Source organism: Catenovulum maritimum (genome assembly GCF_001050375.1).
Lineage (GTDB): Bacteria > Pseudomonadota > Gammaproteobacteria > Enterobacterales > Alteromonadaceae > Catenovulum > Catenovulum maritimum.
The window spans coordinates 1-14,331 of the sequence record NZ_KQ130505.1 but is presented as its reverse complement, the minus strand read 5'-3'; the positions used below and the strand labels follow the sequence as shown (position 1 = coordinate 14,331).

Annotated in this window: 11 protein-coding genes; 6 read left to right on the top strand and 5 right to left on the bottom strand. The window is 38.4% G+C overall.

The annotated features are described in order from the left end of the window. The first annotated feature begins 2 nt into the window (after positions 1 to 2). The 3 genes from sbcD (at position 3) to XM47_RS16505 (ending at position 5,825) form a co-directional block, all read left to right on the top strand. Positions 3 to 1,355 carry an exonuclease subunit SbcD gene (gene sbcD / locus XM47_RS16515; RefSeq protein WP_077066590.1) on the top strand — a complete coding sequence of 451 codons (1,353 nt, stop codon included), beginning with the start codon at positions 3 to 5 and terminating at the stop codon, positions 1,353 to 1,355. Then, complete coding sequence (locus XM47_RS16510) at positions 1,352 to 5,107, top strand: AAA family ATPase (RefSeq protein ID WP_048695015.1); 3,756 nt, start codon at positions 1,352 to 1,354, stop codon at positions 5,105 to 5,107. Before sbcD ends, XM47_RS16510 begins: the two co-directional genes overlap by 4 nt. Before the next feature lie 121 nt (positions 5,108 to 5,228). Further along, entirely contained in the window at positions 5,229 to 5,825 is a 597-nt protein-coding gene (locus tag XM47_RS16505; RefSeq protein ID WP_048695014.1) for a hypothetical protein, read from the top strand. 65 nt (positions 5,826 to 5,890) lie between these two features. Here XM47_RS16505 and XM47_RS16500 read toward each other — a convergent pair whose 3' ends face one another. The 4 genes from XM47_RS16500 to XM47_RS16485 are packed head-to-tail and all read right to left on the bottom strand — an operon-like array spanning position 5,891 to position 12,387. After that, positions 5,891 to 6,826, bottom strand: coding sequence for a DMT family transporter (locus XM47_RS16500; protein ID WP_077066591.1), 936 nt, complete (start codon positions 6,824 to 6,826; stop codon positions 5,891 to 5,893). Position 6,827: 1 nt separating this feature from the next. Continuing rightward, positions 6,828 to 8,045 (bottom strand): hypothetical protein, encoded by a 1,218-nt coding sequence (locus XM47_RS16495; protein ID WP_048695010.1) that lies wholly within the window; start codon positions 8,043 to 8,045, stop codon positions 6,828 to 6,830. Beyond that, entirely contained in the window at positions 8,042 to 8,677 is a 636-nt protein-coding gene (locus XM47_RS16490) for a condensin complex protein MksE (RefSeq protein WP_048695008.1), read from the bottom strand. Before XM47_RS16490 ends, XM47_RS16495 begins: the two co-directional genes overlap by 4 nt. Then, positions 8,674 to 12,387 (bottom strand): ATP-binding protein, encoded by a 3,714-nt coding sequence (locus XM47_RS16485; protein WP_048695007.1) that lies wholly within the window; start codon positions 12,385 to 12,387, stop codon positions 8,674 to 8,676. Before XM47_RS16485 ends, XM47_RS16490 begins: the two co-directional genes overlap by 4 nt. Before the next feature lie 284 nt (positions 12,388 to 12,671). Between XM47_RS16485 and XM47_RS16480 the strand changes: the two genes are divergently transcribed. From XM47_RS16480 to XM47_RS16470, 3 genes are all read left to right on the top strand, one after another. Further along, positions 12,672 to 13,142, top strand: a complete 471-nt coding sequence (locus XM47_RS16480; protein WP_048695004.1) for a hypothetical protein — start codon at positions 12,672 to 12,674, stop codon at positions 13,140 to 13,142. A gap of 225 nt (positions 13,143 to 13,367) precedes the next feature. Beyond that, the gene (locus XM47_RS16475) at positions 13,368 to 13,580 is read left to right on the top strand and encodes a hypothetical protein (protein WP_048695001.1); all 213 of its coding nucleotides are present in this window, start codon (positions 13,368 to 13,370) and stop codon (positions 13,578 to 13,580) included. 57 nt (positions 13,581 to 13,637) lie between these two features. Beyond that, positions 13,638 to 13,886, top strand: a complete 249-nt coding sequence (locus XM47_RS16470; RefSeq protein WP_048694999.1) for a hypothetical protein — start codon at positions 13,638 to 13,640, stop codon at positions 13,884 to 13,886. Here the strand turns inward: XM47_RS16470 and XM47_RS16465 are convergent. Continuing rightward, a complete protein-coding gene (locus XM47_RS16465; protein ID WP_048694997.1) occupies positions 13,883 to 14,116 on the bottom strand; it encodes a hypothetical protein in 234 nt (77 codons plus the stop codon). The genes XM47_RS16470 and XM47_RS16465 overlap by 4 nt on opposite strands. Positions 14,117 to 14,331: the final 215 nt, after the last annotated feature.

Below are 14,331 nucleotides of genomic sequence, written 5' to 3'. Positions count from 1 at the left end.
GCGTGCGGATTTTACACACTTCAGACTGGCATTTAGGCCAAAACTTTTATGCTAAAAGCCGCCAAGCTGAGCATCAAGCTTTCTTTAATTGGTTAATAGAGCAATGCCAAGAACAGCATCTTGATGCCATTATAGTTGCTGGTGATATTTTTGATACTGGCTCACCACCAAGTTATGCCAGAAGTCTGCTCAATCAATTTATAGACCAACTACAAAACTACAATTGCCAGCTTATTATTTTAGCTGGTAATCATGATTCTGTTGCTATGCTAAACGAATCAAAAGCCTTATATGCTAGATTAAATAGCCAACTCATCGCAAATGTGAGTCAGCAGGATTGCCATGATTTTAACGATCAAGTAATCACACTAACCAACAAACAAGGCCAGTCCAGCGTCCAACTTTGTGCAGTCCCTTTTATTCGCCCAAGAGATGTATTGGTTAGCCAAACCATGGCTGAAGAGAAAAACAGCAAAGCAACTAATTTAATGACGGCAATACAAAGCCATTACCAGCAAATTTACTCAGCTGCAGAACAAAAAAATAAATCGTTAGGTAAAAATTTACCTATTATTGCTACTGGGCACTTAACCATAGTCAACGCCAGTGTCACAGACTCAGTACGTGAAATTTATATTGGAACACTTGAAGCCTTTCCTGCTAGTGCCTTTCCTAATTTCGACTACCTTGCACTAGGCCATATTCATCAAGCACAGACAATCGCTAAAAAAGATAATTGGCGTTATAGCGGCTCCCCCATTCCGATGAGTTTTGACGAAGCTAAACGCGAAAAGTCAGTTGTATTAGTGGAATTTACAGAAACGGATAAGCAAGCCAAGCATAGTCCCAGTCGGATTGAATTACTGACTGTGCCTTGTTTTCAGCCAATGCAAAGCCTAAAAGGTAATTTAGAGCAAATAAAACAACAACTAGATAGCTTAGTCACGACAGATTTAAAGTCATCTCAAAAGATTTGGTTAGATATTGAAGTAGACAGTAGCGACTACCATAGCGATGTACAAAAACAAATTGAGCTTATCTGCGCTGATTACCCAGTCGAAATTCTATTAGTCAGACGCAGCAAACAAAAGCAAATTAAGGCAGAGATTCATTCCCAAGAGAGTTTAGATGAGCTAGAACCCGAGCAGGTATTCGCACAAAAATTAGCTGAAGCAGGGTTAGAGCAAGCAGATGAAGTTAAACTTAATCAATTATTTAAGCTCAGTCTAGCTCAACTAAATCTGGCTGAAACTGAATTGGAAGATGGCTTAGATAACGTAAATAACATAGATAGCAGTCCAGATCATAAAGAGAAAAATAAGATTAATAGCGCATCTCAAGGAGAGCTATTATGAGAATATTAAGTTTGAGTCTGCAAAATATAAACTCATTACGCGGTAAGTGGCAGATAGATTTTAGACAAGAACCATTTGCCAGTAATGGTTTATTTGTGATTACAGGTCCCACTGGCGCAGGCAAAAGTACCCTACTCGATGCAATTTGCTTAGCCTTGTATCATCAGACTCCCCGACTAGTGGTATCACAAAGCAGCAATGAGTTAATGACAAGGCATACCGCAGAATGTATGGCCGAGGTCGAATTCTCAGTAAAAGGCAAAGAATACCGAGCCAAATGGCAACAGAGGCGCTCTCGCGGTAATAGCAAAGGAAAACTACAAGCCCCAAAAGCTGAATTAGCCCAAGTTTCAGATGGTAAAATCATTGCCGATAAACTTGCCGAAGTGAGATCTAATATAGAGAAATTAACTGGATTAGACTTCGCGCGCTTTACTAAGTCTATGCTGCTATCCCAAGGTAAATTTTCAGAGTTTCTCAATGCCAGTGGCAAAGACAGAGCCGAGCTATTGGAAGAGCTAACAGGCACTGAAATATACAGCCAGATATCCAAACAAGTTTTTATCAATAGCAAAAATAGTAAAACCGAATTGGAAAAGCTCGAACTACAACTTTCAGGTATTGAGCTACTCAGTTCAGAGCAATTAGCGGAAATTACCCAAGCTCAACAAGATTTAGCCGCAAGTGTAGAATTACAGCAGCAACAAGCGAAAAGCATAGAGCAAAGCAAGCATTGGTTAACCCAAGCCGACAAAGCACAAGCGAGTTATCAAGCCGCTTTATTAAATCAACAGCAAGCAGAACAAGCTATCTTAGCGGCAGAGCCAGATAAACAAAAGCTAGCACTTGCTAAACCTGCAGAAAAATTAATTAACCATTTTCAAACTTGGCAAGACAGCATAAAACAACAAGAAAAAATACAACAACAAGTTGTGCAAACTTCAGCCTCGTTAGCGCAAGTTACGACCCAGCTTACAACTCAAGATCAAAGCCTAGCTCAAGCTAAACAAGTACTTGCCACAAGCAAACAGAAGAATACAGATACACTCAGCTTGATTGAAGAGAAAGTCGTGCCTCTGGATAACCAAATTGCAGAGTTGCACGCCAAACTAGAACACCCAAAACAAAACCTAACGCAAATACAGGCACAACAAAAAGAATTAAATAATCAATTAAACGCTGTTCAATCCACTAAACAGCGTACCGAAAAACAATTATCCGAATTAGAAACTTGGTTAGATGAAAATCAAAACTTAGTGAAACTGAGCCTAGATAAAGTAGATAATTGGCAGCAAAACTTTATTCAAATAGCGCAAACTAAGCAACAAATATCAGCGACACAAAACGAAGCTGCGCAGATGACGTCGACTTGCCAAGCGACCCAATCAAGAATCAGGGAGAATCAACAAAAGTTAAACCAGGTTCAAGCCCAGCTAGCAGAAAAAAATGCTCAACTGGTAAAACAAGTTGCAGAGTATAATCAGCTTGCTTCAAATTCGGATATAGCAGCACTAGAACAGCAGCAACAAGCTTTACAAGCAACATTGTCGCTACGTCAGCAATTATCTCAAGCGTTGACTAAATTAGTTGAAACTCAACAACAAGTAGAAATCGCCTCCAAACAGCTACGAGAACAACAGCCTCATCAAACTGAACTTAAACGCAAAAGGGACGAATTGCGCACAGCTTATATCCAATGCAAAAACAGCATAAAAGATGTGCAAACCATATTGCAGCAACAACAAATTATTCATTCATTAACCGAGCATAGAAAACAACTACAACCTGACCATGAATGTCCTTTATGCGGCTCGACTGAACATCCGCTCGTTAGCCAATATCAAGCAATAGAGCCAAACGAGAAACAAACTAGACTAACTGAGCTAACTCAAGAGTTAGAAATTTTAGAAGCGACAGGAAAACAAAATAGCGATCAACTTGCACTGCTGACGGCAGAGTTAAGCCAGCTTGAAAGCAATCTAATCGCTAACCAAGAAAAGCAAGCACAAGTAGAAGAAACATCACTTGAACTAATTGATAAATTATCAAATCAACTTGAGTCCGTTTACCATGCCCTTGGCTTGGAGCATATAACCAGCGCTAAACTCGATCTAGCTAGCTCACAAGCAAAGCTAGCTCAGTTAGAAAAAATAGCGGACTACCAATCAGAATTAAGCTATAAATTAACGACCCTAAACCAAGCCCAACAAAAAACGAATCAGTTAGAAAAGCAAGCTGCAGAACTCACCAGTGTCGAGCAGCATACGAGCTTAGCAATAGATTATGCTCAGCAGCAGTTAAGTCAGTACACACAACAAATTAATAAATTAGATAGCGAAATAAACCAAGCTAGGACCCAACACAAACTAACAATTGAAAAAATAGAGACTGAAATAAAAGAACACCTATGTAAGCAAGCGCCAACAAACCTAGTTTCATTAAATGAAAACCAAAGTAAGGATCTAATCCAGCAAATAAGCAACCAAGTGATCTTTGCCCATCAGCAACAAGAGGCACAGCAACAACTCGCAACTCAAGTATTAACGGCAGCGCAAAGTATTGAATCTCTCACTCAGCAAATGGATAAGCTAGCAGCTCAACAGACAGATTTAAATACAGTGGTTAATCAGCTACAAGCTCAAATAAGCCAAACTCAAATGCAAAGAGTCACACTATTCGGCGAAAATAATACCAATTCAGTTCGTCAAGAATTACAACGAGAGGTTGAACAAGCGAGTGAAAAACTAGAAATTGAGCAGCAAACTCACAATCAGCTTTCAGCGCAAAAATTAAGTTTGAGTCACGCCTTAGAAACGTTAAAAGAACAAGAGCAAGACATAAAAGAGCAAGCTAGTTCGAAGCACGAAAACTGGCAAGTCCAGCTAAATTCAAGTCCATTTGACGACCAAACGAGCTGGCAAAGTGCGATTTTAGGTGAGGCAGAAATAGCTCAATTAAACCAACAGCTAGAGCAAATTCAACAGCAAAAAATTGAAGCCGATAGTCAAGTTAAACAAAGCATAGCTGCACAAGCAGAGCTAAAGCAAAACCAGCCTGAATTAGCCAAATCACAGACATTAATCCAATTAAATTCAGAGCAATTAGTGCTAGAGCAACAAATTAGCCAGCAGCAGCAAAAACTTGGTGAGCTACATCAACAAATTACAAATCATCAAGCGAGTCAAAACAAACAACAAGGCTTTATTCGTCAGCTTGAACAGCTGCAACAGGAACACAAATATTGGGCTATGTTAAATGATTTAATTGGCTCAGCCGAAGGTGATAAGTTTAGAAAATTTGCCCAAGGCTTAACCTTAGAGCAACTTGTTTACTTGGCTAATCGACAGCTAACTCGCTTGCACGGACGTTACCAACTTAAACGTAAACCGGGTGACAACTTAGAATTGGAAGTAGTCGATACTTGGCAAGCTGATACAGTTAGAGATACTAAAACTTTATCTGGTGGAGAGAGCTTTTTAGTTAGCTTAGCACTCGCTTTAGGCTTATCAGATCTAGTCAGTCACAAAACCAGTATTGATTCACTCTTTCTAGATGAAGGCTTCGGTACACTAGACGCTGACACCCTAGATATTGCCCTAAATGCGCTAGATAATCTAAACGCAAGCGGCAAAATGATAGGTGTTATCAGTCATATAGAAGCACTTAAAGAGCGTATTCCCGTGCAAATAAAAGTAAATAAGAGCAATGGCTTAGGGGTAAGTAAACTCGAAAGCCAGTTTGCGATTAACTAGCGAATCGAATTGATAATACGCAACAAATAGACAAATAATGAATTGAAGAGGTAATTGCCTTATTGCCATTGTAATTATATGATCTTCTCTCAGAAGAATGATTATAAAAACATGGAGATATATGAAAGTTAACTATATTTTAGCTGGTTTAATACTTGCCACAAGCCAAATTCAAGCAGAAGAAGTTGAATCAAATTATGCAGAGAGCTCTGGATTCTACGGTTCAATAGGCACTGTTTCTATTGATGAAAAAGTAGCTTATATGGAAGGTATTGGTGACTCAGCAACATACTGGAAGTTTGGCTGGGAGCAGCGCAATATCAATTGGATATGGGGAGTTGGCATATCTGGATATTTGTATGATGATAAATATGAGTTTTCGCAACAGACACAAGACAATTTTGGTAATAAAAAAGATTCAGAATCTAGTGCAACAGCCTTTAACGCATATCTAGAGGGCGGCTATAGACATATAGTTAACCAAAACTTTGATGTCGCTTTACTTGCTGGTTATGAAGCTGTCTTAAGTTCTGATAGAGGCATAGGTTTATGTACTAACTGCTATTCAGAAGACATAGACGTTTCAGCTGGCTTATATGCCCAACCTAGAATGACATATACTTGGGATAATGGTTGGTATGGTGCTTTAGGGTACAATGCTTACTTTGGCGGTGATGTATCCAATGCCTTAATGATAACCTTAGGGGCAACTTGGTAAATATTTATCTCGTCTCAAATTTTAACCAAAGATAAATATGCCTTAGGTTTAATCTAATTATCAGATTAAACCTTTTTGCCCCAAATCGAAAAACCTAGCAATGACACAGTACATAAACCAATACTAAAAGTTTGGATTAAACTGAGCCCTTCGTCTAAAAAGATAAATGCCCCAAATGCGGTTACCGAAGGTACAAAAGCCATAAAAAGTGAACTGCCAACACCACCAAAAGCTTTAATCGCATAAGCGAAGAAGAATAGCGCACCTATACTCACGACCAAACCTTGGTAAAACATTTGCAACAAGATATCGCTAGTATCTGCCGCCATTAAATGTGATTCAAATAAAAACCAAAATGGTAAATAGAGAATAAAATTACCTAAGGGCACGGTTAACATAATTTGCTTTATCGATATTTGAAAATGTTTAACCGCTGTCATATATACGCTCAATGACAGCCCAGCGACAAACAATAAGGTAAGTCCTGCAAAGTTAATTTCTGCCGAAGCCTGCAATGCGAACATTTCAGGTAGTAATTCGGGCGCAGCCATTAAAAAATTAGCCAGCACAATTAACCCTAAAAACATCCAGCCAACTAAGGTCGGAAATATTTTATAGACAAAAATAGCAATTAAACTACTCAGCATAGGCAGCATGCCATTAACCACTAATCCGGCTAAAGCTGAGCTATTATTTTGTAAACCATAAAAGCTCAACAAGGTATATGGAAATCCACCCGCCAAAATAACAACTAGCAAGGCAGGTAGCGGTATGCTTCTAAAATGGCTGAGTTTAATAAAAGGGAGTGTGATTACACTTGCAGTGAAAAACCTTAATAAGGTGATGTCATGCGGGGTTAGCTGAGTATTAACCCCGTATCGAGACAAAATGATCCAACCAGACCAAATGCACAAGACTAAACAACCCGCCAAAAAACCGAGTAGCTTTTGTTGGCTGTCATTCTGCAGCAGGCATCTTGCTTGAGCGAATAAATTAGCCACGCTAACTAAACCATAACTCAACGTCTTCGATAATTTTGTTACCACTGTAGATAGGGTGATCTTTTAAGCTTTTCTCTATCTCAAAATAAGCTTTATCTGCTTCTGGCAAGCCTTCAAAGCCACCTATCACTTGATACAACCAAACCTCTGTGTCGTACTCTAGTTTGTTAGCTTGGTAATAATCAAGCGCTGATAGACGTTTACCTGAATCGATAATTTGACAGAAATAGGCTTCAACCGCATTTTTAATTTCATCTTCAGCCAAAGTGACTTGCTCAGCTTCTTCAACCACGACAGGTTGGGGTAACTCAGGTCGAGTAAATTGTTTTAAATGCTGAACCGCTTTAAGTTTACCAACTAATAACGCCAAATCATTTTCTAGGCTAGGCGAGTTAATATCGACTGACGCAGGTTGAATTATATTATCAGCCTGATTAAAAAGTTCTGGTACTCGGCTGTGACTCGTATAGTTAGCAGGCGTGTAACTTGGGTTATGCTCTATGTGTAACTGAAAACCTTTGAGCAATTGAGTTCGCCCTTGAAACTCCCTAAATCGACCGAGCAATTCAATTAGCCTAGCTTGAACCAAACTCAGCTCTTTTGCGACTAATGAAAAATTCGATTGTAAGGTAACAATTAACAAACGGCGTAAATCACGATTACTACCCGCATCAATAGCGAGTTTGTCGAACTCGAACATTTCGAGTTGATTCAACAAATCAGTTACCTGGCTTTGGGCCAATTGATTTTCACGAATTTTGGCATCTAGCGAAGCAACATAACCAAACTCTTTATGAATTCGGCTCCACAAAGTTCTAACACCTTGTTTCAGTGAATCTATCATGCCATAAGTTAGCTCAGTCAAATCACTCAGGTGACTATCTGCTTCAGCAAATCTATGTTTATTCGACGCTTCTTTATAATGCGCCACCAAAGTTCGTACTTTAGCTAATGCGGAGCCTATGTTAGCGTCGACTTGACGGTTTCTTTCATCGCTTAATCCTTCTTCAAGAAATGACCGGACAACTCGACGTAAACGTAAATCAGATTCTGCATCAGGACGCCATACAAGCCCTAAGCTTTGTAAATTATCCAACACTTGAGGTGAGTGCTTACCTTCATCAATAGAGCCTTCAATATAGGCCTCCATGATAATTTCACTGTGCCGACTAAGCGCTCTAAGCAGCTTAGTTCCAGCTTGAGTTATATGCGTATTCACAGCAAGCTTCCTTGTTGCATTGCACTCTCAGCCTGTTCGGTTAAAGATAAAGCTTCGGTGTCATCAATAAATCGAATCACTTCATACAAGTAGTCAACTTTACCTGTCGCTATATAGATTAATTTTTCTGGATTCGGCTTAACTAAATAACCCAACTCAGTTAATCGCTTAAAAACTTGTTTCAGTTGGCCATCTGTGGTTTTACTGGTTGAATTGAATAAAGCATAAGTCGATATTTTAGCGAGTTGTTCACTTAATGCGGGTACATCTTCAATCGTACTTTGTAACTCGTTTAAACGGATTGGACTACCTTGCACAAGCGGACTGTCGCTGCCGGTACTTTCTTGTACTAGCACTAGCCATTCGACTAATGGAATTAAATTAGTCGTGGTTTCTTTAAATTGCTTTTCAAGCACCTTGCGCTCGTTTTCGCCTAAAGTTAGATAGCTTGCAAAGAAAACCTCACCTTCTGCAGCTGTTGATAAGGTTCGATTCAGCAAATTCAATTGAGCTTCTACTTTAGAGGCGTTATTTGGCTCTTTTAAATAACGAAAGCTTTCTTCTTGGTTTACCCGACAAATAAAGTTTCCAGATAATAATGACTCTAAAATTTGGCCTTGTTGAGTAATCATGCCTCTGCTCCTGCTTCATCTTTCTGTTCTGTTTGTGTTGGACTAACGACAGCTTTCTTTGCTTTGATTCTGTCTGTAATAGGATTCACTCTAGGCGTAACTGTTTGTAATTTTTTAGTTGCTCTATCAATTAAGTAGCGATTATCAAACAAGCTCAACACTTCAGATTCTGGATTTGGGAAAGCGCCAACGATTGCAATATGATTCTTTTCACAAGCAGTGAAGATTTTTTTAATGTTACTTTGATGCAGTGTACCTAACTCATCGATTGGCCAATGAATCGTCGTAACTGACTTGCCTCTTAATAAGCGAGTGAACGCCAATAAAAACTTACATAAGATAAGATAAGCCATACCATGACTGGAAGATTCGTTAAGTTGGCGATCGGTTCGAATCACTAAATCTTTACCTGATTCGTTAATCCTCAGCTCAATATCTAATAACTTACTGATACCACCAGATAAGGCTGCACGGCCAATGATATCCAAAGCTCTTCGCATACTCAGTGCATAGTCTTTATCTGGTAACTCATGCGCGCCAGTTTCAATCCATGTTTGGTAATATTGATTAAACTGCTGTAAATCAGGCCAGAACTCTAGCTCGCTAATTTTAGAGCGAATTTTTACCGCTGAATCCGAAATGCCATCTAGGAATAATTCTTCGTCGACTTCTCGGCTAATACGGCTACTTTGGCTGACAATGCGCTTATCTATATCCGCTAACACTTGGTAGTAACTAGTTAAGTCTTTACCAAAGATTTTACCTTGCTCACGTAATGCTTGAACCTTTTGTGGTACAACAACATTGAGTAACTGAGCTAATTTATCAACGAGTTTTCTGTGATCAATGCTATACATGCCCTGAGCATTAACATGGCCACATTCATCTCGAGATTTCTCCCAAATTTCAGCTAAACCTGTACCCGCCTGAGAGGCAATTAAACTATCGAAATGATCAATATGAGATTTAATGCTTGCTAATAATTGCTCGCGATCTTCCAACAAGCTTTGCACTTCACTAACACGCTGGCCAATATTGCCGACCTCACCCACTAAGTCTACCGGCGGTAATTTAAGTTTACTTAATTGCTTATTCGCGGCTTGCAGCTCTATCTCTTGCTGTTTAGCTTGACGTAAGTTTTGCTCTAAGCCCGTTTGCTGCTCAACTAATACTTGGCGGCTTGATTGGTATTCCGCAGAGGTTTTACTTAAACTTCTTTCTGCGTCAAGTAATGCCTGTTTAGCTTCAGTTAAACCTTGTTGCCAGCTAACTTTATGACCATTAAAGATAGTTTCATACCAATGCTGATAATCATTTACTAGGTTACGATTACGCTCGGTATAATCTATATCTTGCTGTAATTGCTTAATTTGTTTTTTCAGTTTCGAGATATCGTCAACATCTACGCCTCGGTTTGATAGCTCATCTGCTAACCAAACTTCAGATTGTTTTTTATCCAGTTTTTGTGATTGTTGGCTTTGCTGAATTCGACTATCTATCTGAATGAGTTTTTGCTGTAACTCAGATAATAATTGCTGCCAATGCGCTTGGTGCTCTAATTCAGCTTCAGCTCTTTGCGCTTCAATTTCATCTCGACACGCTTGTAGCTCTTCTTTTTGTCTATTTTTGGCTTGATTATTCTGCTCTAGCCTTTTTTCTAAACTTAATTTACGTTCACCAACCATTTGCTGAAATTGATTAACCAAGAGCTCTCTTTCTTGCTGAAGTCGTTTTCTACTTTGGCTTTTTTGATTACACTCATTATTAATCTGGTTAACGCTTTGCTCTGCACTAACAACCGCTTGGTTGGCTTTTTCTAATTCGTCTTCTGCTTGAGTTTGATGCTGATTCGCCGTTTCGAGCTGAATTTGTGCATCCTCTAATCTGACTTTGATCGCTTGCTCAGATTGAGCGTATTCAGGTGTATCAACGCCTGCAAGATTTAAACAAACACCATATAAACTTAAATCACTCTGACTTAATGTCGTTTCTGGCGAAAGATCGTTTCGTTTGAGTAAATCAGGGTGAATGACCTTACCTAGGTTTTGTTCCCAGTTGGGCTGCTCCCGACGTAAAAACTCCAATAAAGTATTTTGACCTGGATATAAACTCGCTTCGATGGTTTCAACCGCTTGATGCTTTTTAGTTACTTGCTGTCTTGCTTTAGCTAAGGTGTCGTCAGCTTTTTTACGCTTATCTTGCGCTTGCTTTAACACTTGGTTAGCGGCTTGTAAGGCATCTCGGCTGGTATCTTCTATATACGATGCTTCTTTAATTTGAGCGTCGACTAAATCCAACTCTGATTGCTCGTGCGAGTTAAAGCTTGTGTGTTTTAGATCTGATTTTAACTCGGCTTGTTCTTTATCTAGTTCATGAATCGCGTCTTTAAAATCTGATTCAATACGTTGGATCTGTTGTTGATAACTATTTTTAAGTTGCTGTAACTGGTTTTGCTCTTTTTGTCTCTGTTCGCTAATCTGCTCTTTTATATCATCTTTTTCATCATGATAAATTTCGATTTCTTGACTGTATTTTTCACTAATTTCTGCCAAGCGCTTGTTATATGCAGCTTCAATATCAGAATGTTTTTCGGTCAACAATTGGTATCTAGATTGAGCCGTTTGTAATTCATTTTGCCAACGAGATAACTCAGTAATCTTATTTTGTAATGCGTCTATATCTTTGTCTTGCCAGTCTTGATACTGCTGTTCTACTTTTTCTAAGTCAGCTTCATACTTTTGAGTATCGGCTTTCGCGCTTGAGATCACTTGGTTATATTCATCTCTTTGCTCGCCCCACTTAGTTTCAACTTGACGTAAGTTAAGTTGTAACTCTTCTAGCTCGCCTTGAGATTGAATGATAGTTTTACTCAATTGAGCCATATCTAAACTAAGATGTTGCTTTAATTCGGCTAACCTAGCTTCATTACTATTAATTTGAATATGGCTTTGCTCTAGTTGGGCAAATTCAGGCCGGATTAAATTAAAGCTTTGAATTAGTTGGCACTCTTTAATCCACTCATCGACCTTGCTTAGGTTTAGATTAGAACTCGGCGGCTGTACACCGTCTTCTTCTAATATTGCGGCCACCATAGTTTTGATGGTTTCCATTTTGCCTTCTTTAGAATGAACCGCTTTCGCGAGTTTCTCTATGTGGCGTAAGCTTGCATCTGATTCGCACAAGCTAAATAAACGTGCAAAGCCTAATAATTCTCGGCTATTAGCACTGCTATTTAGCTGACTGCGGTCATTTTGAATAATAGCTCTATATTGGCTGGTATTGATTAAGCTAGTATGAGGTACATTAGCGCGCTTCATATTTCGACCTAGCTCAACCATAGTGATAGATTTATGCTCTCCAGTCACCTGCGGCTCAAGGTAGTCAGCTAAATCAAACGCTTTACCAATCAGCCTGTAATTCACACCATTGCCAGATGAAGCCAAAACAGTTTGATATAAGCTTTCATCACTTCGTTGATATTCGTAAACAATAAAACTAGATTCTCTTGGTAAATACCACTTTTCAAAACTATCACGAGTGGCTGGTACCACTCGACTTGGAAATTCGCCATAAAATACAGGGATCAAACGTTGTAGTGTCGTTTTACCGGACGCATTGGTGCCACAAATATTTGTGTGACCAGTCAGTTTTAGTTCCACCACACCTGGTAAGTGGGTGTCTATTAAAATAATTCGTTGAAGGCTTGGCATAATAAATTGCTCTTTTTAAATTTTGCGCCGAGTTGGTTCTATTTCATTTTGTTTTTAGTAGAAGAACCATGAAAAATTGAACTCTCAATCTTGCCATATACGAGTATTGAGAGATTAACTAAATATAAGGTTATTTTTAACGAACTCAATAGTTTTGCAGAAGAAGCTTAATTTTTGTTAAAGTAGCTAACTCTAGTTTAGATAGTTGATTTCACCCTAGATAAACTCATAAAATAGAAGATTCCACATCATCTAAAACTTATACTTTTCATAAGGTTATATTCATGCTATTTGTCGGTATCATTGCTTTATTATGTTTACTTGTCCTGTTTTTCGGTTTTAAAGCCGAAAGCTTAAAAAAAGAAATAAACCAAGTAGTTGGGCGTTTAAATAACGCGTCAAACTCTTCAAAATTTCAAGCTGAAATCCTCTCCGCGGTAGCAATAGAACAAGAAAAAACATTAAAAACACGCATTGGATTAATTAAACAAACCAAAGGTGATATTCCTGTCGTTAAGGTTACTGAAGCAATTGTCAGTTGTTATTCTTTCGTACTAAACGATATAGCGACCAATGGTTATACCGCGAAGCAATCCATTGAACGAAACATTAATCGTAACAGTGACTTATCACTAGAAGAATTACATAACTTCATCGTAGAGCAAGATAACCATATCAAACAAGCTTGGAGTCAGAATACATACCAAGGCTATTTAAACCTTTGTGACTCGCTCTTAACGTTAGCAAACGAGTAACCGAAAAATTAGATTTATATTCAATTAATTGCGGTTAAATATAATAGGTATAAACTTCAATACCTTTGAATAATCCAGCTATACTCTTAAAGATCTCAGCAAGAATAATAACAAGTTAAAATGGTTATTTGGCAAGTATGTATTAATACCTATATTCCAAGCTGATTTGTTAAATAACAGGTTTCCCGTGTGCGGGTTATTGAAATATGCATAAGGAGAATTTAAATGGGTGTCAGTGAGTTAGATTTACTAATGTATATAGTCGGTATCTGTTTATTTTTGTTACCTATCGCTTTGGTTGCTGGAGATAAACGTTGTACTGGACAAGCAAAAAATGTTTGGTTACTGATCACTATATTTTTATCTTGGTTAGGTTGGCTGGTTTATATTGCAACGGTTAAACCTATGGATAAAAAGAAAGCGCCAAAGAAAAAATAGCTCAAGTTTTAACCCGCATGCTCCGATACAAATAGTATCTAAACTCGGAGCTGTACCATGAGTGATTCAGATTTATTCTTTGGCATTTTATGTATAACAGGCTATTTAGCACCTATTAGTTTTGTATTGAACGATACACACACTAAAGGACAAGAAAAAAATTTTTGGTTAATTGCAATGATTTTTTTATCTTGGCTAGCTTGGCTTGCATATATCACAAGTGTACCAAACCTATTGAAAGACATGTTTTCGAGCTGGCTACCTGAATACCTATTTAGAAGCCCAGCAAAACGAATAAAGTATTAATTTCTCAATACAACATTTGGGTTGGTATCTACCTCTCCATCTGCGGATATGGCTGCGAGTTGCTCTCCTCGCATTAACACAGCAAGTTTTCCTTCATCTGTATCACGAATAAAAGCTAAGTGGTAGCCGTACTGAAATAATGAGTTAGCTGCAAATTTTTGTGCCATAGTCAGATGATCCCACCATTCGTTAGGATCCCTATTTATCTTTCTTTCAAACTTCTGAGTCATACAACCACTCACTAATTAATTTGCCATTTATTGCTCTTTCCATAAAGCTCAAGGAACAATGCCTAAGACTTTTACCGAATTCTATATGAGGCAATAGAGTTTTGGCAACCTAGTAGTAAAATATTTAACCTAAACTCAGGATAACAACTTACTTTCTTGAGGCTACTTTTCCTTGCTAATACGATATTAGAGCTAAATCAATATAAATTGCTAGT